General features: G+C 70.7%; 23 protein-coding genes and 1 pseudogene. 19 read left to right on the top strand and 5 right to left on the bottom strand.

The genetic code is table 11. The annotated features are described in order from the left end of the window. The first annotated feature begins 126 nt into the window (after positions 1-126). From ruvC to ALI22I_RS46095, 8 genes are all read left to right on the top strand, one after another. Positions 127-720: a crossover junction endodeoxyribonuclease RuvC gene (gene ruvC / locus ALI22I_RS46130; RefSeq protein ID WP_077011835.1), complete on the top strand. Its 594-nt coding sequence runs from the start codon at positions 127-129 to the stop codon at positions 718-720. Then, positions 717-1307 (top strand): Holliday junction branch migration protein RuvA, encoded by a 591-nt coding sequence (gene ruvA / locus ALI22I_RS46125; protein WP_077011834.1) that lies wholly within the window; start codon positions 717-719, stop codon positions 1305-1307. Before ruvC ends, ruvA begins: the two co-directional genes overlap by 4 nt. Then, positions 1304-2365: a Holliday junction branch migration DNA helicase RuvB gene (gene ruvB, locus ALI22I_RS46120; protein WP_077011833.1), complete on the top strand. Its 1062-nt coding sequence runs from the start codon at positions 1304-1306 to the stop codon at positions 2363-2365. Before ruvA ends, ruvB begins: the two co-directional genes overlap by 4 nt. Before the next feature lie 97 nt (positions 2366-2462). Further along, positions 2463-2822 carry a preprotein translocase subunit YajC gene (yajC, locus tag ALI22I_RS46115; RefSeq protein ID WP_077012121.1) on the top strand — a complete coding sequence of 120 codons (360 nt, stop codon included), beginning with the start codon at positions 2463-2465 and terminating at the stop codon, positions 2820-2822. A gap of 140 nt (positions 2823-2962) precedes the next feature. Continuing rightward, positions 2963-4795 carry a protein translocase subunit SecD gene (secD, locus tag ALI22I_RS46110; protein WP_077011832.1) on the top strand — a complete coding sequence of 611 codons (1833 nt, stop codon included), beginning with the start codon at positions 2963-2965 and terminating at the stop codon, positions 4793-4795. 1 nt (position 4796) lies between these two features. Beyond that, positions 4797-5978, top strand: a complete 1182-nt coding sequence (gene secF, locus ALI22I_RS46105) for a protein translocase subunit SecF (protein WP_077011831.1) — start codon at positions 4797-4799, stop codon at positions 5976-5978. Continuing rightward, entirely contained in the window at positions 5975-6493 is a 519-nt protein-coding gene (locus ALI22I_RS46100; protein WP_077011830.1) for an adenine phosphoribosyltransferase, read from the top strand. The genes secF and ALI22I_RS46100 overlap by 4 nt, the downstream gene beginning before the upstream one ends. Before the next feature lie 125 nt (positions 6494-6618). Continuing rightward, complete coding sequence (locus tag ALI22I_RS46095; RefSeq protein ID WP_077011829.1) at positions 6619-8919, top strand: RelA/SpoT family protein; 2301 nt, start codon at positions 6619-6621, stop codon at positions 8917-8919. A 146-nt stretch (positions 8920-9065) separates the two neighbouring features. Here the strand turns inward: ALI22I_RS46095 and ALI22I_RS46090 are convergent, their stop codons facing one another. Next, a complete protein-coding gene (locus ALI22I_RS46090) occupies positions 9066-9914 on the bottom strand; it encodes a peptidylprolyl isomerase (RefSeq protein WP_077011828.1) in 849 nt (282 codons plus the stop codon). 144 nt (positions 9915-10058) lie between these two features. Here ALI22I_RS46090 and ALI22I_RS46085 point away from each other — a divergent pair, with 144 nt between their 5' ends. Genes ALI22I_RS46085 through ALI22I_RS46075 form a run of 3 tightly spaced genes read left to right on the top strand, consistent with a single transcriptional unit; the run spans position 10059 to position 12647 of the window. Further along, positions 10059-10760 (top strand): MBL fold metallo-hydrolase, encoded by a 702-nt coding sequence (locus ALI22I_RS46085; protein ID WP_077011827.1) that lies wholly within the window; start codon positions 10059-10061, stop codon positions 10758-10760. 4 nt (positions 10761-10764) lie between these two features. Further along, complete coding sequence (gene hisS, locus ALI22I_RS46080) at positions 10765-12027, top strand: histidine--tRNA ligase (RefSeq protein ID WP_077011826.1); 1263 nt, start codon at positions 10765-10767, stop codon at positions 12025-12027. Next, positions 12024-12647: a hypothetical protein gene (locus ALI22I_RS46075; protein WP_077011825.1), complete on the top strand. Its 624-nt coding sequence runs from the start codon at positions 12024-12026 to the stop codon at positions 12645-12647. Before hisS ends, ALI22I_RS46075 begins: the two co-directional genes overlap by 4 nt. Before the next feature lie 37 nt (positions 12648-12684). Here ALI22I_RS46075 and ALI22I_RS46070 read toward each other — a convergent pair whose 3' ends face one another. Then, a complete protein-coding gene (locus ALI22I_RS46070; protein WP_077011824.1) occupies positions 12685-13548 on the bottom strand; it encodes a spermidine synthase in 864 nt (287 codons plus the stop codon). A gap of 36 nt (positions 13549-13584) precedes the next feature. On the opposite strand from ALI22I_RS46070, the gene ALI22I_RS46065 reads away from it, so the two are divergent. Further along, positions 13585-13947: a DUF1304 domain-containing protein gene (locus ALI22I_RS46065; RefSeq protein ID WP_077011823.1), complete on the top strand. Its 363-nt coding sequence runs from the start codon at positions 13585-13587 to the stop codon at positions 13945-13947. On the opposite strand, the gene ALI22I_RS46060 is transcribed toward ALI22I_RS46065, so the two are convergent. From ALI22I_RS46060 to pnuC, 3 genes are all read right to left on the bottom strand, one after another. Next, positions 13874-15304: a YibE/F family protein gene (locus ALI22I_RS46060; protein ID WP_083752546.1), complete on the bottom strand. Its 1431-nt coding sequence runs from the start codon at positions 15302-15304 to the stop codon at positions 13874-13876. The two genes, ALI22I_RS46065 and ALI22I_RS46060, sit on opposite strands and share 74 nt — an antisense overlap. Positions 15305-15367: 63 nt before the next feature. Continuing rightward, positions 15368-16444: an AAA family ATPase gene (locus ALI22I_RS46055; protein WP_077011822.1), complete on the bottom strand. Its 1077-nt coding sequence runs from the start codon at positions 16442-16444 to the stop codon at positions 15368-15370. Further along, positions 16441-17097, bottom strand: coding sequence for a nicotinamide riboside transporter PnuC (gene pnuC / locus ALI22I_RS46050; RefSeq protein ID WP_238598911.1), 657 nt, complete (start codon positions 17095-17097; stop codon positions 16441-16443). Before pnuC ends, ALI22I_RS46055 begins: the two co-directional genes overlap by 4 nt. 40 nt (positions 17098-17137) lie before the next feature. Here pnuC and ALI22I_RS46045 point away from each other — a divergent pair, with 40 nt between their 5' ends. From ALI22I_RS46045 to ALI22I_RS46015, 7 genes and pseudogenes are all read left to right on the top strand, one after another. After that, on the top strand, positions 17138-19042 hold the full coding sequence (locus ALI22I_RS46045; RefSeq protein ID WP_179118570.1) for an intein-containing Rv2578c family radical SAM protein: 1905 nt from the start codon (positions 17138-17140) through the stop codon (positions 19040-19042). A gap of 98 nt (positions 19043-19140) precedes the next feature. Then, the gene (locus ALI22I_RS46040; protein WP_143532785.1) at positions 19141-19542 is read left to right on the top strand and encodes a nuclear transport factor 2 family protein; all 402 of its coding nucleotides are present in this window, start codon (positions 19141-19143) and stop codon (positions 19540-19542) included. A gap of 61 nt (positions 19543-19603) precedes the next feature. Then, positions 19604-20212, top strand: a complete 609-nt coding sequence (locus ALI22I_RS46035) for a TetR/AcrR family transcriptional regulator (RefSeq protein ID WP_077011818.1) — start codon at positions 19604-19606, stop codon at positions 20210-20212. Continuing rightward, the gene (locus ALI22I_RS46030) at positions 20209-20958 is read left to right on the top strand and encodes a TIGR03084 family metal-binding protein (RefSeq protein ID WP_083752503.1); all 750 of its coding nucleotides are present in this window, start codon (positions 20209-20211) and stop codon (positions 20956-20958) included. Before ALI22I_RS46035 ends, ALI22I_RS46030 begins: the two co-directional genes overlap by 4 nt. A 56-nt stretch (positions 20959-21014) precedes the next feature. After that, positions 21015-22558: pseudogene (locus ALI22I_RS46025) on the top strand (acyclic terpene utilization AtuA family protein). After that, entirely contained in the window at positions 22555-23709 is a 1155-nt protein-coding gene (locus ALI22I_RS46020; RefSeq protein WP_077011816.1) for an acyl-CoA dehydrogenase family protein, read from the top strand. The pseudogene ALI22I_RS46025 and the gene ALI22I_RS46020 overlap by 4 nt, the downstream one beginning before the upstream one ends. Continuing rightward, positions 23706-25301, top strand: coding sequence for an acyl-CoA carboxylase subunit beta (locus tag ALI22I_RS46015; RefSeq protein WP_077011815.1), 1596 nt, complete (start codon positions 23706-23708; stop codon positions 25299-25301). Before ALI22I_RS46020 ends, ALI22I_RS46015 begins: the two co-directional genes overlap by 4 nt. The last annotated feature ends 2 nt before the right edge of the window (positions 25302-25303 follow it).

The raw sequence follows: 25303 nt of genomic DNA, 5'->3' as shown, positions 1-25303 counted from the left end.
GTCGATCGGGGGGTATCCGTTCGTCACCGAACGCATGTCACGGCCGGGGTGCGTGTCATGACGGCGGCATTCGGGTCCACCCCTTAAGGTTCGAACTGGTGTTCGTCGGCGGCTGAGAGGACCAGCGTGCGCGTGTTCGGAGTCGACCCCGGCTTGACCCGGTGCGGGTTCGGGGTGGTCGACGGCGGCCCCGGTCGCACCGTGCGGCCGATCGCCGTGGACGTGGTGCGCACACCCGCGGACGCGGACCTGGCCGTGCGGCTGCTCCAGCTGTCCGACGCCGTCGAGGAGTGGCTGGACCGGTACGAGCCGCAGGTGGTGGCCATCGAGCGGGTGTTCAGCCAGCACAACGTGCGCACCGCCATGGGCACCGCGCAGGCGGGCGGCGTGGTCGCGCTGTCGGCCGCGCGCCGGGGCCTGCCGGTCGTGTTCCACACGCCCAGCGAGGTCAAGGCCGCCGTCACCGGCTCCGGCCGGGCGGACAAGGCACAGGTCACCACCATGGTCACCAAACTCCTCGGCCTCAAGACCGCGCCCAAGCCCGCCGACGCCGCCGACGCGTTGGCGTTGGCCATCTGCCACCTGTGGCGCGCGCCCATGCGGTCGCGCCTGGAGGAGGCGCAGGCGAGGGCGGCTGAGATGGCCCGGACGCACCGCGCGAGACTGGCGCAGGCCAGTGGTCGGATGTCGGCCGCGAAGACCGGAGGTGAGGGTCAGTGATCTCGTCGCTGCGCGGGCAGGTGCTGTCCATCGGGCTCGACCACGTCGTCGTCGAGGTCGGCGGCGTCGGCTACGCCGTGCAGGCCACCCCCGCCACGCTGGCCACGCTGCGCCGCGGCGAGGAGGTCCGGCTGGCCACGGCGCTGGTCGTGCGCGAGGACTCGCTGACCCTGTTCGGGTTCGCCGACGCCGAGGCGCGCGAGTTGTTCGGGCTGCTGCAGACGGTGTCCGGGATCGGGCCGAGGCTGGCGTTGGCCACGTTGGCCGTGCTGGAGCCGGACAAGCTGCGCGCCGCGCTCGCCGAAGGCAACATCACCGTGCTGACCCAGGTGCCGGGCATCGGCCGCAAGGGCGCCGAACGGCTGATCATCGAACTGCGCGACAAGGTCGGCCAGCTCCAGACCGCGCCGAGCGCCGCCGCCGAGACCGGCCAGGTCCGCACGCAGGTCACCGAGGCGCTGCTGGGCCTGGGCTTCCCGGCCAAGCAGGCCGAGCAGGCCGTGGACGCCGTGCTGGCCGCCGACGGCACACTGGGCACGTCCGAGGTCCTCCGCCGCTCCCTGGCCGCCCTGGGTCGCAAGCGATGAATTTCGACGACTTCGAAGAGGACACGCTCAACCCGCTGCCCGACCCCGCCGAGCGGGACGTCGAGACCACGCTGCGCCCGAAGGACCTGCACGAGTTCGTCGGCCAGCCCAAGGTCCGCGAACAGCTCGAACTCGTCCTGCAAGGCGCGATGCAGCGCGGCTCGCCGCCGGACCACGTGCTGCTGTCCGGGCCGCCCGGCCTGGGCAAGACCAGCCTCGCCATGATCATCGCCGCCGAGCTGGGCGCGTCGCTGCGGATCACCTCCGGCCCGGCCCTGGAACGCGCGGGCGACCTGGCCGCGATGCTGTCCAACCTGGTCGAGGGCGATGTGCTGTTCATCGACGAGATCCACCGGATGGCCCGGCCCGCCGAGGAGATGCTGTACCTGGCGATGGAGGACTTCCGGGTCGACGTGGTCGTCGGCAAGGGCCCCGGCGCGACCAGCATCCCGCTCGACATCGCCCCGTTCACCCTGGTCGGCGCCACCACCCGGTCCGGCGCGCTCACCGGCCCGCTGCGCGACCGGTTCGGCTTCACCGGGCACATGGAGTTCTACAGCCCCGACGAGCTGGAGCTGATCGTCCGCCGTTCGGCCAAGATCCTCGGTGTCGACCTGCACGACGACGGCGGCCGGGAGATCGCCGGCCGCTCCCGGGGCACGCCCCGCATCGCCAACCGGCTGCTGCGCCGGGTTCGGGACTACGCAGAGGTGCGCGCCGACGGCGCGGTCACCCTGGAAGTCGCCCGCGACGCCCTGAAGGTCTACGACGTGGACGAGCTGGGCCTGGACCGACTGGACCGCGCGGTCCTGGGCGCGCTGGTCCGCTCGTTCGGCGGCGGGCCCGTCGGCGTCTCCACGCTGGCCGTCGCGGTGGGTGAGGAACCCACCACGGTCGAGGAGGTCTGCGAGCCGTACCTGGTCCGCGCGGGCATGCTGGCGCGCACTCCCCGTGGTCGCGTGGCCACCGCCACCGCCTGGCTGCACCTGGGCTTGCAGCCGCCTCCGGGCGCGCCCGGCGAGGCCACCCGTTCCCTGTTCGACGACGCCACCGAGTGATCGGGATTACTGACCTGGCACAATCGGCGGTGGCATCCCAGAAATTCGGACGTACCGGGCGCTGATCGCGTTCGCCCGTCCGGTTGATCGGAGAATGATGGACCTGTCCTCCTTGATGTTCCCGCTGCTGCTCGTGCTGCTCGCGGTGCCGCTGTTCCTCAGCGCCCGCAAGCAGAAGCGGGCCGTGGCCGAACAGCAGGCGCTGCTGAACTCCCTGGAGCCGGGTGACCGGGTCATGACCACCTCCGGGCTGTACGCGACGGTCGCCGAGGTGAACGACGACGACAACACGATCGAGCTGGAAATCGCCGACGGTGTGGTCACCACCTGGCTGCGCCAGGCCATCCGCGAGAAGGTCGTCGCGGACACCGAGAGCGACGCGGTCGTGGACGACGTGGACGATGTCGTGGACGAGACGGTCGACGCCGCGCCCGCGCAGCAGGAGAGCAAGAAGTAACCCGAAGTAACCAGCAAGCCCTTCGGCCTGGAGCCGGCAACGGTCAATCTGCCGACTCCAGGCAGTGACGCGCAGCTCACACCATCAGGGGTACGCTGCGCCCTCGCTGACCTTGTCAACTATCAGGAGACGGACGGACCGTGGCACCTCCGGCCGGGCAAATCCGCCCCGCGAAGTACCTGGGCGCATTTGTCCTCATCGTGGTCGCGCTGTACTCCCTGGTGTTCTTCACCGGGAACGGCAAGGCGACACCCAAGCTCGGTATCGACCTCCAGGGTGGCACGCGCGTCACCCTGACCGCCCGGGCTCCTGATGGGCAGACGCCGACCGAAGAAGCGCTCAACCAAGCCCGCACGCTCATCGAGACCCGCGTCAACGGCCTGGGTGTGGCCGGCACGGAGGTCGTCCGCGACGGCACCAACCTGGTGATCACGGTCCCCGGCTCGGACAGCGAGGGCGCCAAGCGACTCGGCCAGACCGCGAAGCTGAACTTCCGCAAGGTCATCGGCTCGCCGGTGCCCAACACGCAGCCGGAGCCGGCGCCCACCACGACCGGGAGCGCGCCGCCCGCCTCGGGCTCGACCACGCCGCCCGCGAGCGACGGCACCGCGCCGTCGGAGACCGCGGTCGCGCCGACCACGACCGCCCAGGGCCGCCCGGCGCCGGCGTTCGAGGCCCAGCCGACCACGACCCCGCCGGCCGACACCACCCCGCCCGCCACGGACCCGTCCGCGCCGCCGGCCGAGCCGCAGATCGATTGCCAGGCGGTGTTCGGCGGCAAGTACTCCGACGACCCGACCACGGCGATCAAGGAAGCCCGGGAGTGCCGGCAGAACGAGCAGCTGTCCGCGATGGACGCGCAGACGGCGTCCCAGTACGTGGGTCTGTTCACCTGCCCGACCATCGACCCGCTGCTGGGCAACGACGACCCGGCGCTCCCGCTGCTGACCTGCGACCAGGACAAGACCGAGAAGTACCTGCTGGCGCCGGTCAACCCGCCGGCCGACGGCAGCGTGAAGGACGACGACTTCAGCCTGTACTCGCGGCTGACCGGTGAGGACATCGACGACGCGGTGGCGGGCACCGACCCGCAGGGCGCCGGCTTCATCGTCAACCTGAGCTTCAAGGCCGACGGCGGCGACAAGTGGGGCAAGTTCACCTCCGCCAACGTGCAGCAGCAGGTCGCGGTCGTGCTGGACAGCCAGGTGGTGTCCGCGCCGAACATCAACGAGCCCATCCTCGGCGGCAGCACCCAGATCAGCGGCCGGTTCACCCAGGCCGAGGCCAACGGCCTGGCCAACGTGCTCAAGTACGGCTCGCTGCCGCTGTCGTTCGAGGCCTCCGAGGCCGAGACGGTGTCCTCGACGCTCGGCCTGGCCTCGCTCAAGGCGGGCCTCATCGCCGGCGGCATCGGCCTGGCGCTGGTGTTCGTCTACTGCCTGTTCTACTACCGCCTGCTCGGCGTGCTGACGATCCTGTCGCTGGCGCTGTCCGGCGTGGTGGTCTACGCGGTGCTGGTGCTGCTCGGCCGCCTGATCGGGTTCACCCTCGACCTGGCCGGTATCGCCGGTTTCATCGTGTCGATCGGTATCACCGCGGACTCGTTCGTGGTGTTCTTCGAGCGGTTGAAGGACGAAGTGCGCGAGGGCCGGACGTTCCGGTCCGCGGTGCCGCGCGCCTGGGTCCGCTCGCGCCGCACGATCCTCTCGGCGGACGCGGTCAGCTTCCTCGCCTCGGCGATCCTGTACGTGATCGCCGTCGGCCAGGTGAAGGGCTTCGCGTTCACCCTCGGCATGTCGACCGTGCTCGACCTGGTCGTGGTCTTCCTGGTCACGCACCCGCTGGTCTCCATGGCGTCCAAGTCGAAGTTCCTGTCCAACCCGAAGCTGTCCGGTCTGGGCGGTGCCATCCAGGCCGCCGTCAACGACCGCGCGCTGTCGGGTGCGAAGAGCACCGCTGTGAAGGAGGTCTGACGTGGCCGAGACGAAGAAGGCCAACGTTTTCACGCGGCTCTACGTCGGCAATGGCGCGTTCGACATCGTCGGCAAGCGCAAGCGCTGGTACGTGCTGTTCGGCCTGATCCTGCTGATCTGCATCGCGTCGATCGTGTTCCGGGGGTTCAACCTCGGGATCGACTTCACCGGTGGCACGCGGGTCCAGCTGCCGGCCACGAGCGCGTCCGGCACGATCAGCGTCGAGGCGGCCAAGGCCACCTTCGAGAAGGCCATCGGCGAGGAGCCGACCGCGGCGCAGACCGTGGGCTCCGGCGCGTCGGCGACCATCCAGATCCGGTCCGAGACGCTGAACGCCGACCAGGTGCTCGCGCTCAAGAACGCGCTCAACGACGACCTGAAGCCCAACGGCGGCACGCAGGCCATCAGCGACAGCGCGGTGTCCGCCTCCTGGGGCGGTGAGATCACCGGCAAGGCGCTGATCGCGCTCCTGGTGTTCTTCGTCGCGGTGGCGATCTTCCTGGCGCTGTACTTCGAGTTGTCGATGGCGATCGCGGCACTGGTCGCGGTGGTGCACGACGTGCTGATCACGGCGGGCATCTACTCGCTCGTCGGGTTCGAGGTCTCGCCCGCCACGGTCATCGGTCTGCTCACCATCCTCGGCTTCTCGCTGTACGACACGGTGGTGGTGTTCGACAAGGTCCGGGAGAACACCCGCGGCCTGCTCGGCCTCACCCGCCGCACGTACGGCGAGGCGGCGAACCTGGCGGTGAACCAGACCCTGATGCGCTCGATCAACACCTCGCTGATCGCGCTGCTGCCGGTGCTGGGCCTGCTGGCGATCGGCGTGGGTCTGCTCGGCGTCGGCACGCTGAAGGACCTGGCGCTGGTGCAGCTGACCGGTATCGCCATCGGCGCGCTGTCGTCGATCTTCATCGCGACCCCGGTCGCGGTGGACCTGAAGATGCGCGACGCCCGTTACAAGGCGCAGGCCGCGCGGGTGCAGGCGCGTCGGGACAACCTGGCCCGCAAGGCAGGCGGCGAGGCCGTCAGCGGTGGCGACATCGTGGAGTCGACCGACGACGAGTCGTTGCAGGCCGAGCTGCGCAAGGAGAAGGCCATGGCGGCCGCGGCGGGTGTGCCCGCCCGGCACGGCAAGGCAGGCGACGCGCGGCGCCGCCCGACCGGCAAGAAGCACCGTTGAAGCTGGACCGCGCCCTAGGGCTGCTGCGTGAGGTCCCGGACTTCCCCCTGCCGGGGGTCGTCTTCCGGGACCTCACGCCGGTGCTCGCCGACCCGGACGCGCTGCGTGCCGTGGTCGACGCCCTTCAGGACAAGATCCACCCGGACACGCAGGTCGTCGCCGCGATCGAATCGCGCGGGTTCCTGTTGGGCGCCGCGCTCGGCTACGGCTGGCGCTACGGCGTCGTGCCGCTGCGCAAGCCCGGCAAGCTGCCCGCGGTGGCCCATCGCGTGTCGTACGACCTGGAGTACGGGACGGCCACGCTGGAGCTGCCCGCCGACGCCATCACCCCCGGTCAGCACGTGGTCGTGGTGGACGACGTGCTGGCGACCGGTGGCACCGCGGCGGCGGCGTGCGAGCTGGTCGAACGGGCCGGCGGCGTGGTGACGGGCATCTCGGTCGTGCTGGAGATCCCCGGTCTCGGCGGGCGTGACCGCTTGGCGGGCCGTGAGGTCAACGCGCTGCTCACCGTCTGATCATCCGACCGGTCGGACCGAACGGCGGGTGCTGCTCGTCGTGTGAACCGCACCGCTCATCGGCTCACTGCCGAGGTCGACGTCCGATCGGAGTTATCCTCGGTTCCTAGACCCGAGGAGCGTGGTTGAGCCAGGACACCGAACCCGCCCAGACGTCGCAGCCCGTGCCCGCACGGCCGCCGTCGGCGACGAGGCGTGTGCGCGCGCGGCTGGCACGTCGGATTACCGCCCAGCGCGCAGCGCCGGTCAAGCAGGTGCTCGAACCGCTGGCCGCCGTCCACTGCGACCTGCACCCCAAGGCCGACCTGGCGCTGCTCCAGCACGCCTACGACGTGGCGGAGGAGAAGCACCGGCCGCAGCGGCGCAAGTCCGGCGACCCGTACATCACGCACCCGCTCGCGGTGGCGACGATCCTGGCCGAGCTGGGCATGGACACGACCACGCTGGTCGCGGCCCTGCTGCACGACACGGTCGAGGACACCGACTACTCGCTGGACCAGCTGCGGGTCGACTTCGGCAACGAGGTCGCGCTGCTGGTGGACGGCGTGACCAAGCTGGACAAGGTCAAGCTGGGCGCGGCGGCCGAGGCCGAGACCATCCGCAAGATGGTCATCGCGATGGCCAAGGACCCCCGGGTGCTGGTCATCAAGCTCGCCGACCGGCTGCACAACATGCGCACCATGCGGTTCCTGCCGCCGGAGAAGCAGGCCCGCAAGGCGCGCGAGACGCTGGAGGTCCTCGCGCCCCTCGCGCACCGCCTGGGCATGGCGACGGTGAAGTGGGAGCTGGAGGACCTGGCGTTCGCGATCCTCCAGCCGAAGAAGTACGACGAGATCGTGCGGCTGGTGGCCAACCGCGCGCCGTCCCGCGACACGTACCTGGGCGGGGTGATCACGGAGCTGGGGCAGCAGTTGGAGGCGGCCCGGATCACCGCCAAGGTCGAGGGCCGGCCCAAGCACTACTACTCGATCCACCAGAAGATGATCGTGCGCGGCCGGGACTTCGACGACATCCACGACCTGGTCGGCGTGCGCATCCAGGTGGACGAGGTCCGCGACTGCTACGCGGCGATGGGCGTGGTGCACGCGCTGTGGCAGCCCATGCCCGGCCGGTTCAAGGACTACATCGCGCAGCCCCGGTTCGGGGTGTACCAGTCGCTGCACACGACGGTCATCGGGCCGGACGGCAAGCCGCTGGAAGTGCAGATCCGGACCTACGACATGCACCGCACCGCCGAGTACGGCATCGCGGCGCACTGGCGGTACAAGGAGACGCGCGGCACGCACAACGGCAAGGGCGTCGAAGTCGACGAGATGGCCTGGATGCGGCAGCTGCTGGACTGGCAGCGGGAGGCCGCCGACCCCGGCGAGTTCCTGGAGTCGCTGCGGTTCGACCTGGCCGCGCGGGAGATCTTCGTGTTCACGCCCAAGGGCGACGTGGTGACGTTGCCGACCGGGTCCACGCCGGTCGACTTCGCCTACGCCGTGCACACCGAGGTCGGGCACCGGTGCATCGGCGCCCGGGTGAACGGGCGGCTGGTCGCGCTGGAGCGCAAGCTCGAAAACGGCGAGGTCATCGAGATCTTCACGTCGAAGGCGGAAGGCGCGGGCCCGTCCCGCGACTGGCTGACCTTCGCGGCCTCGCCGAGGGCCAAGGCGAAGATCAAGCAGTGGTTCGCGAAGGAGCGCAAGGAAGAGGCCGTCGAGGTCGGCAAGGACGCCATCGCCAAGGAGGTCCGGCGGGTCGGGCTGCCGCTGCAGCGGCTGGTGTCGGCCAATTCGATGGGTGCGCTGTCGAAGGAACTGCACTACCCCGACGTGTCCGCGCTGTACGCGGCCGTGGGGGAGGGGCACACCTCCGCCCGGCACGTGGTGCAGCGGCTGGTCGCGCAGCTCGGCGGTGTCGAGCACGCCGAGGAGGAGCTGGCCGAGCGGTCCACGCCGTCCACCGTGGCCAGGCGGCGGGTCACCGGTGACGCCGGTGTCATCGTCAAGGACGCGGCCGACGTGTGGGTCAAGCTGGCCCGCTGCTGCACGCCCGTGCCCGGTGACGACATCCTCGGCTTCGTGACCCGTGGTGGTGGGGTGTCCGTGCACCGGACCGACTGCACCAACGCGGACGAGCTGCTGAAGACGCCGGAACGGCTGCTGGACGTCGAGTGGGCGCCGTCATCGTCCTCGGTGTTCCTGGTGGCGATCCAGGTCGAGGCGCTGGACCGGCACCGGCTGCTGTCCGACGTGACGAAGGTGCTGGCCGACGAGAAGGTCAACATCCTGTCGGCGTCGGTGACCACGTCACGGGACCGGGTCGCGGTGAGCCGGTTCTCGTTCGAGATGGGCGACCCGAAGCACCTCGGCCACGTGCTCAAGGCGGTGCGCAGCGTGGAGGGCGTGTACGACGTGTACCGGGTGACGTCGGCGTCCTAGCGCGGGTCGCGTCAGCGAAACGTCAGGGGCTGGTGTCACTATCCGGCATGTCGTCCTCACGGACAGACGGGGAAGACGCAGGGGCCCGGCACTCCTCTCCCGAGTGCCGGGCCCCTGCGTGTCCGTGAGGGACGAGGTGTCGGCCTCTAGGCGACGGCGGCGGTCTTGATGTCGACCGGGGTCTTCGGCTTGCCGTCGCCCGTGCCGCTTTCCGTGCCGGCCTTCGCGACCTCGTCGACCTTCTTCAGGCTTTCCTCGTCCACGGTGCCGAACACCGTGTACTTCGGCTCCAGGTTCTGGCCGTCGCCGTAGACGATGAAGAACTGGCTGCCGTTGGTGTCCGGGCCCGAGTTGGCCATCGCCAGCACACCGCGGCCGTAGGTCAGCTCCGGGAACACCTCGTCCTTGAAGCTGTAGCCCGGGCCGCCACTGCCCGTGGCACTCGGGTCGCCGCACTGGAGCACCTGGATGCCGGAGGTGGTCAGGCGGTGGCAGGTGGTGTCGTTGAAATATCCCTGCTGGATGAGGCTGACGAAGCTGTTCACCGCGCACGGCGCGAGCGTGCGGTCGAGGGTCAGCTTGAGGTCGCCGATCGAGGTGCCGAGCGTCGCGCTCACGGTGCCCTCGGCGGAGACCTGGCCGGCCTCGGGGGCCTTGACCTCTTTGCTCGCCTGCTCCTGGCCGGCCGGGTACTCGCACGACACCTGCGCGCCGAGCGGCGTGGGGCGCTTGATCGCCGGGTGCAGCTCGGTCGGGATGGCCGCCGGGGCGTCGTTCGAGGCCGACGGAGGGGTCGAGGCGGCGGCCGCGTCGTCCCCGGTGCTGCTGAAGTCGGTCGTGGCGAACCAGTACACACCGCCCGCGACCACGACGACGGTGAGCGCCGTCGCGACCACAGCGATCACCCGGCGCCGCTTCGCGCGCTCCGCCCTGCGGACGAGCTGGCGCTCCAGCTTCCGCTTGGCCTGCTCGCGGCGCTGCACGTTGGTCGGCACCTGCAACCTCCCTGATCTCTGCGTCGACGGCGACGATCGGTCAGCAGTCTAGGGGGCAGGTATGTGACTGGTGTATGCCGGATAGGCTGGTTGAGGGGTCCACAGGGATCCGTTGTAGATCCGTTGCCGTCGAGAGGTGCTCCCGTGCTCGTGATCGGGTTCCCCACCGGCGCCCTCCAGGCCAACTGCTTCGTGCTGGCCACGGGCGCGGGCGGGGCGTGCGTGGTCGTCGATCCCGGCCAGGACGCGGCCGAGCCGATCGCCGAGGCGCTGCGCGAGCACCGGCTCTCCCCGGTGGCGGTGCTGCTGACGCACGGGCACTTCGACCACTCGTTCTCCGTCGCACCCGTCTGCGACGGCAACGACATCCCGGCGTGGATCCACCCCGACGACCGCGTGCTGCTGTCCGACCCGCTCAAGGGCATCAGCGCCGAGTCGAGGGCCTTCTTCGGCGGCAACCTGGAGATGCGGGAGCCGCGCGAGGTGCGCGAACTGGCCGACGGCGCCGAGCTGGACCTGGCCGGTCTCCGGCTGACCGTCGACCACACACCGGGCCATACCGGCGGGTCGGTGATGTTCCGCGCCGGCACCGAGGAGGGCGGACGGCTCGTGCTGTCCGGCGACACCCTCTTCGCCGGCTCCATCGGACGCACCGACCTGCCTGGTGGCAACCACCGCGAGATGCTGACGTCGCTGCGCACCAAGGTGTTGACGTTGGCCGACGACACGGTGGTGCTGCCCGGCCACGGGCCCACGACGACCATCGGCCGCGAGCGCGCGGGCAACCCGTTCCTGCTGGAACTGGGTTCGCCCGACGCGCCGGCCGCACCGCACCGAGGACTGTAGAACCGTGACGACTTTCGCGGCGCCCAAGGGCGTCCCCGACTACTTCCCGCCGACCTCCGCCTCGTTCCTGGCTGTCCGCGACACGCTCGTGGAGTCCGCGCGCCGTGCGGGCTACGGCTACATCGAGCTGCCCGTCTTCGAGGACACCGCGCTGTTCGCGCGCGGTGTCGGCGAGTCGACCGACGTGGTCAGCAAGGAGATGTACACGTTCACCGACCGCGGCGGCCGGTCCATCACACTGCGGCCCGAGGGCACGGCGGGCGTGATGCGCGCGGTCATCGAGCACGGCCTCGACCGCGGCCAGCTGCCGGTGAAACTCGCCTACGCGGGGCAGTTCTTCCGCGCCGAGCAGCCCCAGGCCGGGCGGTACCGGCAGTTCCACCAGGTCGGCATCGAGGCGGTCGGCGTGGACGACCCGGCGTTGGACGCCGAGGTCATCGCGGTCGCCGACGCCGGGTTCCGGGCGTTGGGGCTGACCGGGTTCCGGTTGGAGCTGACGTCGCTGGGCGACGCCACCTGCCGTCCGCAGTACCGGGAGAAGTTGCAGGCGTTCCTGGCGGGGCTGCCGTTGGACGAGGAGACGCGGCGGCGGGCGGCGCTCAACCCGTTGCGGGTGCTGGACGACAAGCGGCCCGAGGTGCGGGAGCTGGTCGCCGACGCGCCGCTGATGGTGGACAACCTGTCGGCCGAGTCGCTGGCCCACTACGAGCAGGTCAAGGGGTATCTCGGCGACCTGGGCGTGAAGTTCGCGGAGAACCCGCGGATGGTGCGCGGCCTGGACTACTACACGAAGACGACGTTCGAGTTCGTGCACGACGGGTTGGGCGCGCAGTCCGGTATCGGCGGCGGCGGGCGTTACGACGGGTTGATGGAGCAGTTGGGCGGGCAGCCGCTGTCCGGGGTCGGGTTCGGCCTCGGGGTGGACCGGGCGCTGCTGGCGTGCCAGGTCGAGGGCGTGTCGCCGGGTGACCCGACGCGGTGCGACGTGTACGGCGTGCCGTTGGGCGAGGCGGCCAAGGCGCGGCTGGTCGCGTTGTCGGCGCCGTTGCGGGCGGCCGGTGTGCGGTTCGACCTCGCTTACGGCGGCAAGGGGCTCAAGGGCGCGATGAAGGGCGCCGACCGGTCGGGCGCGCGGTTCGCGCTGGTACTGGGCGAGCGGGACATCGAGGCCGGGGTCGTGCAGGTCAAGGAGTTGGCGTCGGGTGACCAGCGTTCCGTGCCGCTGGACGACGTGGTGATCTCGGTGCTGGAGGCGTTGGGCCGGTGAGCGAGCGGACTGCCCTTGACCTGCTCGACCCGAAGGCGGTGCGTCGGCGCGCGCGGACGGTGGCCATCGGCGCGCTGATCGTCGCCGCCGCGTTCGGCGGGTTGCTGGGGCTGCTCGCGGGGCGGACCGCCGGTCTGGTGACGGCGGCGGTGTTCGCCGTGCCGTTGTTGATGTTGGCGTGGTCGGAGGCGCGGCGGCGGGTGTGGCTGGAAGGTCACGTGCTGTCCGTGCGCGCCTTCGGCACGCGTTCGGTGGACCTGCACACGGCCGACCAGCTGGACCTGCTGGTCACGGACATGCGCGGCACCCGGACCGTGGGCCTGTTCGTGCGGGGTGGCGGCAAGGCGATCAACCTGGCGTTGGCGATCTACGCGGGCACGGGTGGGCGGGAGCAGGGCGTCCTGGGGCTGCGCAAGGTGGCCGACGCGCTCGCCGGCCGGGGCGACGCGCCGGGTCTGGTGTTCTCCGAGCTGCTCATCGCCCAACTCCGCGCCGAGGCCCGCGGCCTGGCCGCCGCCGACCGCCCGCTCTACAAGCTGGGCTCGATGGCCCCGACGGGCCGCCTGGCCCAGAAGCTGACCCCCGAGGCCATCTCCCGGTTCGTCTCCAGCTTGGACTAGACAGCCCCGACCGGACCTGACCGGGTACGGCGGGGGGTCACTCGTCGGGCAGGCCCCATGTGCCCTTGGGTGGCGGGGGTGACTGGGTGGCCGTCGCGTCCGTCGTCGGTGGCGCTCCGCCGATGAACCGGATCAGGGAGTCGTCGTGTTCGACGCGCCCCGGGAACGGGTCGCCGGCGGTGAGCCTGGTCAGGGCCGCCACCGGCAGCTCCACGTGCGAGCCGACGAGCACGAAGTTGCCGAAGCGCCTTCCCCGGAACACCGCGGGCTCGGCCAGCACGCACACGTGCGGGAACACGGCCCGGACCGTGGCGGCCTGGGCCTTGGCGAACGCCAGCTTGCCGCCATCGCCGATGTTCGCCGTGTAGACGCCGTCCGGGCGCAGGGTGCGCGACGCCAGCGCCACGAACTCGACCGACGTCAGGTGCGCGGGCGTCCGGGCGCCGGCGAACACGTCCGTCACGACCAGGTCGAACGCGGCCTCCGGCGCCTTCTCCAGCACGGCCCGCGCGTCGCCGTTGCGGATGCGCAGCCGCCAGTTCCGGTCCAGCGGGAGGATGCCGCGGACCAGGTCGATCAACGCCGCGTCGATCTCCACCACCTGCTGGCTGGACCGCGGCCGCGTGGTCGCGATGTACCGGGGCAGGGTGAGCGCGCCGCCGCCCAGGTGCAGGGCCCGGATCGGGTCGCTGCCCGGTGCGATCAGGTCGGCGACGTGGCCGAGTCTGCGCAGGTACTCGAACTCCAGGTGGGTCGGGTCGTCCAGGTCGACGTGGGACTGCGGCGTGCCGTTCAGGCGCAGCATCCACGCCCTGGACACGTCGGGGTCGGGGACCAACTCCGCGATGCCCGAGTCGACCTCCCGGCTGATGGTCTCGTCGGCTTTCCGGATCCGTCCCACGCCGATGATTATCCAGGGTGGCTACGCTGCACAGTCGTGCAGATCGCCGCAGATGTCCTCACCGCGCTCGTCGCGGCCATCCACCTCTACATCGTCGTGCTGGAGATGTTCCTCTGGAACACCCCGCGCGGCCGGGCGACGTTCGGCACCACGGAGGAGTTCGCCGCCGAGTCGAAGGTGCTGGCGGCCAACCAGGGGTTGTACAACGGGTTCCTCGCGGCCGGTCTGATCTTCGCGTTGATCGCCCGGGGCGCGACCGGGTTCGCGTTCGCGGTGTTCTTCCTGATCTGCGTGATCGTGGCGGGGCTGTACGGCGCGGCGACGGTCAGTCGTCGGATTCTCCTCGTGCAGTCCGTGCCCGCCGCGATCGCGTTGTCGCTGGTCCTGCTGGCCCGGTAGGGCGGCGCCACGGGCCCTTGGCCGGGTCGTAGCCGGTGCGCAGGTCGCCGGTCACGCGCTTGCGCCACGTCGGGTCGGAGGCGGCGGCGGGGTCGGAGGTGGCGGGGTCGGGGGTGGCGGGGTCGGGCGAGGGTTCCTCGGTGGCCGGCACGGGTTCGCGGCCGGCCACGAACGCGGCCAGAGCGGTGGTGATCGGCACGGCGGCCACCAGGCCGATGCTGCCCACCAGCGTCCGCACCACCTCCTGCGCCACGTCCTGGGCGGTGAGGATCTCGCCCAGCGTCCGCCCGGACAGCGAGAACGCCAGCAGCAACGGCAGCGCCGCGCCCGCGTACGCCATGACCAGCGTGTTCACCACGGACGACAGGTGGTCGCGGCCGATCCGCGACCCTGCCGCGTACAGCTCGCGGAACCCGAGCGCCGGGTTGGCCCGCCGCAGCTCCCACACCGCACTCGTCTGCGTCACGGTCACGTCGTCCAGCACGCCCAGCGCGCCGATGATCGTGCCCGCCAGCAGCAGCCCGCGGGTGTCGATGCCGTGCCCGAGCAGCGACACCAGGTTCGCGGTGTCCGGGTCGAGCCCGGTCAGCTTGCCGGCCGCGGAGAACACCGCGCCCAGCACGCCGATCAGCCCCAGGCTCGTCAACGTCCCCAGCACCGCCGTGGACGTCCGGGCGGACAGCCCGTGCGTCAGGTACAGCACGATGAACATGATCAGCCCCGCGCCGACCACGGCCACGGTCAGCGGGTTCTCCCCGGCCAGGATCGCGGGCAGCACGAACAGCACCAGCACCACGAAGCTCAGCACCAGCGCGCCCAGCGCGGCCAACCCCTGCCAGCGCCCCAACAGCAGCACGGCCGCCGCGAACAGCACGGCGAGCAGCAGCAACGGCACCCCGCGCTGGAAGTCGGCCAGCTGGTACGACGAGCTCTCGTTCGGGTCGCCGCCGCCGTAGGACAGCACCACCGCGTCGCCGACCGCGAACTTCGGCGTGCCCGGCTGGTCCGGCACCGGGACGCGGATGTCCCGTCCGGCCGCCGCGCCGTCGCTCATCCGCACGGTCACCAGCACGCAGCCGGTGGCGCCCGGAACGGTCGCGTCCGGCCCGCACCCGCCCTGGACCACGGCGGTCACGTCGCCGCGCACCGGCACCTGCGCCAGCCCGGCCGCGGCGCCGGTGGCCTGCTCGTGCCCGAACGGGTACAGCACCAGCGTGCCCACGACGGTCGCCAGCACGAACGGCAGCAGCAGGACCAGCAGCAGCTTGCGGACCGGCTTGGAGGCCGGTTCGGCGGGGCCGTGCCCGTGTCCGTGGCCGTGTGCGGCGATCAGGTCCTTGGCGTGCACGGTGCTAATAGTGCCCGATCGGCCCAACGCGTCCGCATTCCGGACGGTTAGGTGCGGATTTCGGGATGAAAGCTACCCGAGCGGGTGGGTGAACCGGAAGTGCCGGGCCACCGCCTCCTCGCAGGCCGCCAGGGCCTGCCGCAGCCGCTGGTCCGCGGACCCGGTGACCAGCCGCCACGGCACGCCCCGCGCGGCCAGTCCGGCCTGGAACCGGGCCGTCATCCACGCGCGCAGGTGCTCGCCGTCCCGCCACCCGTCCTGCTCGAACGGCACGCCGACGTGATCGGTCAGCAGGTACAGGGCGGGGCGGTGGGCGTCCGGCGCGATGTCCGGGTGTGGCGCGCCCAGGTACCGGTGACCCCAGACGGTGGCGGCCCACGGGTCGTTGTCGCACACCAGGACCGGGCCGTCCACGGCGGCGTCGGCGAGCTCCCGTTGCCTGCGCGCCACGTCCTGGAAGTCGCCGACCGTCCACACCAGACTGTCGATGGTCGCGTCCGGGTCGAACGCGCGGGCGGCGGCCAGCTTGAGCTCGGTGTGCGCGCGGCCGTATTCGGGCACCCAGGGCGCGCCCAGTGCGGCCGCGAGGTCACGCGACAGCGTCGTGGTGCCCGTGCTCTCCGCCCCGAGCACCACGATCCGCGCGCACAGCCCCACCCGGGTCGCCGGCGCGAGGTGTGCCCACTGGCCGCGCGGATCGGCCCGGACCGCGGTGCCCGACACGGGGTGCGTGCCGCGGTCCAGGTCGACCAGGACGTGCCGGGCGCCCAGCCGTTTGGCCATCTCGTCGCCGTAGCGCTCGCTGGAGAACACCGCGTCGATCGCCGCCGACGCGGGGTCTCCGTCCAGGATGGCCCGCCGCGCGAGTACGGCCCGTGCCACGCCCATGTGCAACTCCCACACGGTGTCGCTGTGGAAGTCCATCTCGTGGTCGTCGACGTCGCCGAGCACGACGAGACCGGGCGTCTCCGCGTGCTCGGCGCGCAGCCACGCGACCCGGTCCGCGACCGGGATGGACTCCACGGCCGACGCCAGCACGGTCACCGTGGTCCGCCGGCTGCGGGCGGCGGCGGTGCGGATGAGGTGGTGGTGACCGGCGTGCGGCGGGTAGAACTTGCCGAGCACCAACGCGTGGTCGAAGTCGGTCACGCGACGACCAGTTCGTCACGCAGGTCGTCGCGCAGCGCCTTCGTCCAGTTGCGCAGCCCGAGCACGCACAGAGCCATGAAGCCGACGTAGAGGATCGCGGTCAGCCACAGGTCCTTGTAGGCGTACAACGGAACGTAGATCACGTCCGCGGCGATCCACAGCCACCAGCACTCGACCTTCTTGCGGGTCTGGCCCCACGTGGCCAGCAGCGAGAGCACAGTGGTCACGGAGTCCGCCCAGGGCACCGTCGAGGTGGTGAACGAGGTGAGCACCCACACCAGCAGCAGGGTGCCCGCCACACCGGCCGCGAGCAGCCACTGCCACTGCGCGCGGGTGGTCCGGCTGACGTGCAGGGCGGAGTGTTCGGCGCCGCCGCGCAGCCAGGCCCACCAGCCGTACAACGCCAGTGCGATGTAGACGACCTGAAGGCCCGAATCGGCGAACAGGCCGCTGGTCGCGAACAGCACCAGGAAGGCGAGGTTGTTGAGGATGCCGATCGGCCAGTTCAACGGGTTCTGCTTGGCCACCAGCCACACGCAGAGCGCGCCGGTGACGAAACCGGCCACCTCGCCCCAGCTCGTGGTGGCACCGGCGAAGGTCAGGGCGGTGGTGGTGAAGGGCCACAGGATGACGTCCAGCACTGACACAGGCACTCCGATTGACCATAGTTCGAACACGTGTTCGAATGTGGACATGCGATGGGACGGACAGAAGGACGGGGCTGATCGGCAGCAGGCTCTGCCGGGGTTGCCGGGGCTGGTTCGCAGCGTACGAACTCCCGACTTCGCCGACGTCGTGTTCCACGAGGTGAACGCCAAGTCCGTGTTGAACCGGGTGCCGGGCGGCGGGCTGCCGTTCGGCTGGACGATCAACCCCTACCGCGGCTGCACGCACGGCTGCACGTACTGCCTGACCGGTGACACGCCCGTGCTGCTGGCCGACGGCCGCACCAAACCCATCGCCGAGCTGTCCCTGGGCGAGGAGGTGTTCGGCACGTCGGAGGGCCGGTTCGTGGTCACGCGCGTGCAGGCGCACTGGAAGACAGCCAAGCCCGCGTACCAGCTGACGTTGAGCGACGGCACCCGGGTGGTGGCCGGCGGCGACCACAGGTTCCTCACCGACGAGGGCTGGAAGCACGTCACGCCCGGCCGTTGCGACGATTTCGAGGAGCGGCCGTTCCTGGTCAAGGGCGCGCAGCTGGTCGGAACGGGTCGGTTCGCCACACCGCCCGCGCAGGACGACGAGTACCGCACCGGCTACCTGTGGGGCGTGGTGCGCGGCGGGCTGCCCAGCCACCCGGACGTGCTGGCGCGGGTGCGCGAGTTCGCCGGCGGTCGGCTGCCCCGGGAGAACGAGCTGGTGGAGTGGCCGACGACGCCGGGGGAGGAGTGGTCGAAGGGGTTCCTGGCGGGCCTGTTCGACGCGCGCGGCAGCTCCACCGGCGGTCAGCTGGTGATGTCCAGTTCGGACAGCGTGGTGTTCGAGGCGGCGGTGCTGGCGTTGACGCGGCTGCGCGTGTCGCACGTGGTCGAGGTGCGCGGGGTGCGAATCATCGGCGGGCTGGTCGAGCGGCTGCGCTTCCTGCACCTGGTGGGTCCGGCGATCCCGCGCGGCAACGCGGTGGAGGGCATGGCGGTGCCCGTGACGTCCCGGCTGTCGGTGGTGTCGGTGGAGTCGCTGGGCGTGACGCGGACGCTGTACGACATCACCACGGGCACCGGCGATTTCGTGGCCAACGGTCTGGTCAGCCACAACTGCTTCGCCCGCAACACGCACACCTACCTGGACCTGGACGCGGGCCGTGACTTCGACACCCAGGTGGTGGTGAAGGTCAACGCGGTGGAGGTGCTCAAGGCCCAGCTCCGGTCGCGGAAGTGGCAGCGCGAGCACGTGGCGATGGGCACGAACACCGACCCGTACCAGCGGGCCGAGGGCCGGTACGCGTTGATGCCGGGCATCATCCGGGCACTGGCCGACTCGGGCACGCCGTTCTCGATCCTCACCAAGGGCACCGTGCTGGCACGGGACCTCCCGCTGTTGGCGGAGGCCGCGTCTTCGGTGTCGGTGGGCATCGGTGTGTCGCTCGCATTACTGGACCGGGAGCTGCAATCCGGCCTGGAGCCCGGTACCCCGAGTCCGCAGGCGCGGTTGGATCTGGTGCGCCGAATCCGCGACGCGGGCCTGCCGTGCGGGGTGTTCGTCGCGCCGGTGCTGCCGGGGTTGACCGACTCGGAGGAGCAGCTGGACGCGCTGCTGGCGTCGATCGCGTCGGCGGGCGCCACCGGCGTCACCGTCATGCCACTGCACCTGCGACCGGGCGCGCGCGAGTGGTTCGCCCGGTGGCTGGTGCGGGAACGCCCGGACCTGGCCGACAACTACCGCAAGCTCTACTCCCGCGGGTCCTACGTGGACACCCACTACCGCCGCCGCCTGGCCGCCCGCGTCCAGCCACTCTTGGCCCGCCACAGCCTGGACGCACACGGCAAACGCGAAGCCGCAGGCATCCCCGGCGATGAAGAGGGCCTGTGGCCCGAAGGCAGCCTCCCCGCCTCAACCCCACCCACCCCCGTAGCGCAAGAACAACTGACCCTCCTCTAGTCCCGCATAACGCACGGCCTGAGGGAACCGCAGGGGCAAAACTGCTGGTCGGGTGGCCGGTCGCAGTCTGGCGTACGGCGTACGGTACAATGTACGACATGAGTGCCGTGCCGGGTAGTGGAGCTGGGTTCGTGCCGACCGACGAAGACGTGGCGGGCGTGCTCGCGTGGTTCGAACAGTGGGATGCCCTGGCGGTGGCCAAGGACGTCGAGGCGATGGCCGGGCTGACGATGTTCCCGGTCAACGCGGTTACCGACGGGTCGGTGCAGTCGTGGGACCGGGAACGGTTCCTGCAGGACATGGCGGCGAACCTCGGTGAGGGTGACGTGCAGATGGAGTCGGTCCGGACGCCGGTCTTCATCAACGCCAACCTGGTGTTCGTGGTCACCGACGCGACCATCACGGTGGGCGAGTTCTCGCAGGTCGTGCGGTACGGGGACCTGCTGGTGAAGACCGACGGCAAGTGGCTGTTCCAGACCATGGTCCAAGGCGGGTGGTAGACGTCCGGGCCACTAACAATCAGTCTTGACTGTTTGTTAGTGGCCCGGAACACTCGGCCGCATGGCCACCGAAACCAGGGAGACCCGGCGCCAGGCCGACCGCAGCCGGGAGACCCGGCGCAAGCTCATGGAGGCGACGGTCGACTGCCTGGTCGAACGCGGCTGGGTGGGCACGACGACGACGGTGGTGGCCGAGCGCGCGGGCGTGTCCCGGGGCGCTCAGCTGCACCACTTCCGCACCCGCGGTGAACTCGTCGCCGCCGCGGTCGAGCACCTCGGGGTGGAGAGCGTCCTGCACCTCAAGGAACGCGCGCGGCAGGTCAACGGGAGCTCGTCGAAGAATCGGATCACCGCGGTGGTCGAGCTGATCGCCGACTTCTACGCCAGCGACCTGTTCACCGCAGCCCTCGAACTGTGGGTCGCCGCACGCACCGATCCCGACCTGAAGACCGTGGTGGTGCCGCTGGAGGTCCGCCTGGGCCGCGAGACGCACCGCTTGGCCGTCGACCTGCTCAACGCCGACGAGACCAAGCCGGGCGTCCGCGAAGCCGTGCAGATCACCATGGACCTGGTGCGCGGTTTGGCCCTGGCCAACCAGCTGACCGACGACACCAAACGGCGTAAGAGGATCATCCGGCACTGGGCTCAACTGCTGGAGGACTCGCTGTGATCACCGAAATCCTGAACGACCTGCGCGCCGAGAGCCAGGAACTGGACGATCTGGTCTCGCCGCTGTTCGACTGGACCATCCCCACGCCCGCCGAGGGCTGGACGATCGCGAACCAGATCAGCCACCTGCGGTGGACCGACCGCATGGCCACGCTTGCCATCCGCGACCCGGCCGCGTTCGCCGAGGCGTTGAAGCAGGCCACGCCGGACATGGTGGACGAAGGCGCGCGGGAGCGGGTCAGGCTGTCGGACTGGCGTGCCGGCCGCGCGGAGCTGGCCCAAGCCCTCCAGGAGGTGCCGCCCGGCGTGAAGGTGCCGTGGTTCGGGCCGCCGATGAGCCCGGCGTCCATGGCCACCGCCCGGCTGATGGAGACGTGGGCGCATGGCCAGGACGTCGCCGACGCGCTCGAGGTGACCCGTGAGCCGACCCACCGGCTCAAGCACGTCGCGCACATCGCGGTTCGTGCGTTCGGCTACGCGTTCCTGGTCAACGGCCTGGCCGTGCCGGAGGTGCCGGTCCGGGTGGAGCTGACCGGGCCGCAGGGCGAGCTGTGGACGTGGGGCCCGGAGGACGCCGAGGACCGCATCACCGGCCCCGCGTTGGACTTCTGCCTGCTGGCCACCCAGCGACGGCACCGCAACGACCTGACCGTGACCGCGGTCGGGGACACCGCCAACGCCTGGCTGCCCATCGCGCAGGCGTTCGCCGGTCCTCCCGGCGCGGGGCGCGGGAAAGGGCAGCGGTGATCCGCATCGGCAACGCCTCGGGGTTCTACGGTGACCGGTTCTCCGCCGTCCGCGAGATGCTGGCCGGCGGGGAACTGGACGTGCTCACCGGCGACTACCTGGCCGAGCTGACCATGCTCATCCTGGGTCGCGACCGGATGAAGGACGCGAACCTCGGCTACGCCCGCACGTTCCTGCGCCAGCTCGAAGAGAACCTGGCCGAGGCGCTGGAACGCGGTGTCAAGATCGTCTCCAACGCAGGCGGGCTGAACCCGGAAGGGCTGGCCGAGGCGGTCGACAAGCTCGGCCTCGGCGCGAAGGTCGCCTACGTGACCGGCGACGACCTGCGCGAACGGTTCCCGGAGGCGTTGACCGCCAACGCCTACCTCGGCGCGTGGGGCATCGCCGAGTGCCTCGCCGCCGGGGCGGACGTCGTGGTCACCGGGCGCGTCACCGACGCGTCGTTGGTCGTCGGGCCGGCGGCGGCGCACTTCGGCTGGGGCCACGAGGACTGGGACGCCCTGGCCGGCGCGACGGTCGCCGGTCACGTGCTGGAGTGCGGCACGCAGGCCACCGGCGGCAACTACTCGTTCTTCACCGAGATCGACGCGACCAGGCCCGGGTTCCCCGTCGCGGAGATCGAGGCCGACGGCTCGTCGGTCATCACCAAGCACGACGGCACGGGCGGCGCGGTCACCGTGGACACCGTCACCGCCCAGCTGCTCTACGAGATCGGCGCGCCCGCCTACCTCGGCCCGGACGTGGTCAGCCACTTCGACACCATCCGGCTCGACCCGCACGACCGGGGCGTCCGGATCTCCGGGGTGAAGGGCTCGCCGCCGCCCGACACGCTCAAGGTCTGCCTCAACACGCTCGGCGGGTTTCGCAACTCGACGACGTTCGTGCTGACGGGGCTGGACATCGAGGCCAAGGCGGACCTGGTCCGCCACCAGCTCGAACAGGCCATCGGTGACGGCGACCTGACGTGGACGCTGGCGCGCACCGAACACGCCGACGCGGACACCGAGGAGACGGCGAGCGCGCTGCTGCACGTCACCATCAAGACGCCGGACGCCAAGCGGGCCAAGGCGTTCTCGCGGGCGGGCATCGAGCTGGCGTTGGCGTCCTACCCGGGCTTCCACGTCACCGCGCCGCCCGGCGACGGCACGCCGTTCGGCGTCTACCGGGCCGCGTACGTGCCGCGGACGTCGGTGCGGCACCGGGCCGTGCTGCCGGACGGGGAGGTGGTCGAGGTATGAGGCCTGTCTCGAAGAGGGTTTCCCCGAAAAAGGTTCCACTGCGTCGAATCCCTTTGGGCACGATCGCGGGCGCGCGCTCGGGGGACAAGGGTGGTGACGCCAACCTCGGGGTGTGGGTGCGCACGGACGCTCAGTACGAGTGGTTGCGTGGCGAACTCACCGTCGAACGGGTGAAGGAACTGCTGCCCGAGGCGGGCGAGGTCGACCGGTACGAGCTGCCGAACCTCAAGGCGCTGAACTTCGTGCTGCACGGCCTGCTCGGCGACGGCGTGGCTTCGTCCACCCGCTTCGACCCGCAGGCCAAGGCGCTGGGGGAGTGGCTGCGCTCCCGTCACGTGGAGATCCCGGAGGCGTTGCTGTGAACACGACGTCCGAGCTGTTCGAGACGCCGGAGCGGCGGGACCTCCGGGCCACCGTGCGGAAGTTCACCGAGCAGGAGGTCGTGCCGCACCTGTCGGACTGGGAGCGGGCCGGGGAACTGCCGCGTGAGCTGCACCGGAAGGCGGCGGAGATCGGGCTGCTTGGCGTCGGTTTCCCGGAGGCCGTCGGCGGCGCGGGCGATCTGCTCGACACCGTCGTGGTGACCGAGGAGCTGATCCAGGCCGGTGGCTCGTCCGGGCTGGTCGCCGGGTTGATGACGCACGGCATCGCATTGCCGCACATCGTGGACTCGGGTGACGAGAGGCTGATCGACCGGTTCGTGCGGCCTACGTTGGACGGTGAGCTGATCGGGGCCCTCGCGGTCACGGAACCCGGTGGTGGCTCGGACGTGGCCGCCCTGCGGACCACCGCTCGGCGTGAAGGTGACCACTACGTGGTGAACGGGTCGAAGACGTTCATCACCTCGGGTGACCGGGCGGACTTCGTCACCACGGCCGTGCGCACCGGTGGTCCCGGTCACCGGGGCGTGAGTCTGCTGGTGATCGAGAAGGGCACGCCCGGGTTCACCGTGGACCGTCGACTGGAGAAGATGGGCTGGCACTGCTCGGACACGGCCGATCTGTCCTTTGTAGATGCACGGGTGCCGGTGGCCAACCTGGTCGGGCTGGAGAACACCGGGTTCGCGCTGATCATGCGGCAGTTCCAGGTGGAGCGGATCTCGATGGCCGTGGAGGCGTACGCGACGGCTCAGCGCTGTCTGGACTTGACGGTGGCGTACACGCGGCAACGCGAGACGTTCGGCAAGCCGCTCATCGCGCGGCAGGTGGTCAGTCACCGGCTGGTGGAGATGGCACAACGCATCGACCTCGCCCGCACGTACACGCGCGAGGTGGCGGTGAAGGTGTTGCAGGGTCTAGAGGTCGCCGCTCAGGTCTGCTTCGCGAAGAACGCGGCCGTGGAGGCGTGTTCGTTCGTTGTGGACGCTGCGGTCCAGCTGCACGGCGGCGCTGGTTACACGCGCGTTATGGAGGTCGAACGACACTACAGAGACGCGCGAATCCTCGGTATCGGGGGCGGCGCGACCGAGGTGTTGACCGAGCTGGCGGCGAAGCGATTGAGGTACACGGGATGACGATCTTGCGGACGGTGGTGGACGGCCGGTCGCCCGAGTACGCCGGGAACCGGGAGGCGTTGCTGGCCAGGTTGGCCGAGTTGGACGCCGAGCAGGCCAAGGCACTGGCGGGCGGCGGCGCGAAGTACGCCGAGCGGCACCACAAGCGCGGCAAGCTGCTGGTGCGGGAGCGGATAGAGCTGCTGGTCGACCAGGACAGCCCGTTCCTGGAGCTGTCGCCGTTGGCGGCGTGGGGCACCGACTACCCGGTGGGCGCGAGTGTGGTCACCGGGATCGGGGTGGTGGAGGGCGTCGAGTGCGTGATCGTCGCCAACGACCCGACCGTGCGCGGTGGGGCGAGCAATCCGTGGACGCTGAGAAAGACGTTCCGCGCCAACGACATCGCGTTGCAGAACCGGCTGCCGTTGATCGGGCTGGTCGAGTCCGGTGGTGCGGACCTGCCGAGCCAGAGCGAGATCTTCATCCCCGGCGGCCGGGCGTTCCGCGACCTGACCCGGCTGTCCGCGGCCGGTGTCCCGACCATCAGCACGGTGTTCGGCAACGCCACCGCGGGCGGCGCGTACGTGCCCGGCATGTCGGACTACGTGGTGATGATCGAGGAACGGTCGAAGGTGTTCCTCGGTGGTCCGCCGCTGGTGAAGATGGCCACCGGTGAGGAGTCCGACGACGAGTCGCTGGGCGGCGCGCGGATGCACGGCACCACGTCCGGGCTGGCCGATTTCGTGGCGGAGGACGAGGTGGACGCGATCCGGCTCACCCGGCGGGTGGTCGCCCGGCTCAACCGGCGCAAGCTCGGTCCCGCGCCCAAGCCGGTGGAGCCGCCGTTGTACGACGAGGACGGCCTGCTGGGTCTGGTGCCGACGGACCTGCGCGTGCCGTTCGACCCGCGCGAGGTGATCGCCCGGATCGTGGACGGCTCCCGGTTCGACGAGTTCAAGCCGGACTACGGCACCAGTCTGGTCACCGGGTGGGCCGACCTGCACGGCTATCCGATCGGCGTGCTGGCCAACGCGCGCGGTGTGCTGTTCAGCGCGGAGGCGCAGAAGGCCACGCAGTTCATCCAGCTGGCCAACGCCAGTGACACGCCGTTGCTGTTCCTCCAGAACACCACCGGGTACATGGTCGGCGCGCAGTACGAGCAGGGCGGCATCATCAAGCACGGCGCGATGATGATCAACGCGGTGGCCAACAGCCGGGTGCCGCACCTGACCGTGGTGATGGGCGCGTCCTACGGCGCGGGCAACTACGGCATGTGCGGCCGGGCGTACGACCCGAGGTTCCTGTTCACCTGGCCCAACGCCAAATCGGCGGTGATGGGGCCCAAACAGCTCGCCGGCGTGCTGTCGATCGTGGCGCGGCAGGCCGCCGCCGCGAAGGGGCAGGACTACGACGAGGAGCACGACGCGGCCATGCGGCAGATGGTGGAGGGGCAGATCGAGCAGCAGTCGTTGGCCGCCTTCCTGTCCGGCAGGCTCTACGACGACGGCGTGATCGACCCGCGCGACACCAGAACCGTGCTCGGGCTCTGCCTGTCGGCGATCCACAGTGGACCGATCAAGGGCGCCGAGGGCTACGGCGTCTTCCGGATGTGAGG

Origin of the sequence: Saccharothrix sp. ALI-22-I (genome assembly GCF_001984175.1) — a bacterium.
In the GTDB taxonomy this organism is placed as follows: Bacteria; Actinomycetota; Actinomycetes; order Mycobacteriales; family Pseudonocardiaceae; genus Actinosynnema.
This window is presented reverse-complemented; position numbering and strand designations above follow the sequence as displayed.

What these genes read in the sequence shown, in the direction of transcription:
- ALI22I_RS46035 (WP_077011818.1), top strand. Translation starts at nt 19,604, where the DNA reads ATGGCCACCGAAACCAGGGAGACCCGGCGCCAGGCCGACCGCAGCCGG.
- ALI22I_RS46015 (WP_077011815.1), top strand. Translation starts at nt 23,706, where the DNA reads ATGACGATCTTGCGGACGGTGGTGGACGGCCGGTCGCCCGAGTACGCC.
- ALI22I_RS46045 (WP_179118570.1), top strand. Translation starts at nt 17,138, where the DNA reads ATGCGATGGGACGGACAGAAGGACGGGGCTGATCGGCAGCAGGCTCTG.
- ALI22I_RS46040 (WP_143532785.1), top strand. Translation starts at nt 19,141, where the DNA reads ATGAGTGCCGTGCCGGGTAGTGGAGCTGGGTTCGTGCCGACCGACGAA.
- ruvB (WP_077011833.1), top strand. Translation starts at nt 1,304, where the DNA reads ATGAATTTCGACGACTTCGAAGAGGACACGCTCAACCCGCTGCCCGAC.
- yajC (WP_077012121.1), top strand. Translation starts at nt 2,463, where the DNA reads ATGGACCTGTCCTCCTTGATGTTCCCGCTGCTGCTCGTGCTGCTCGCG.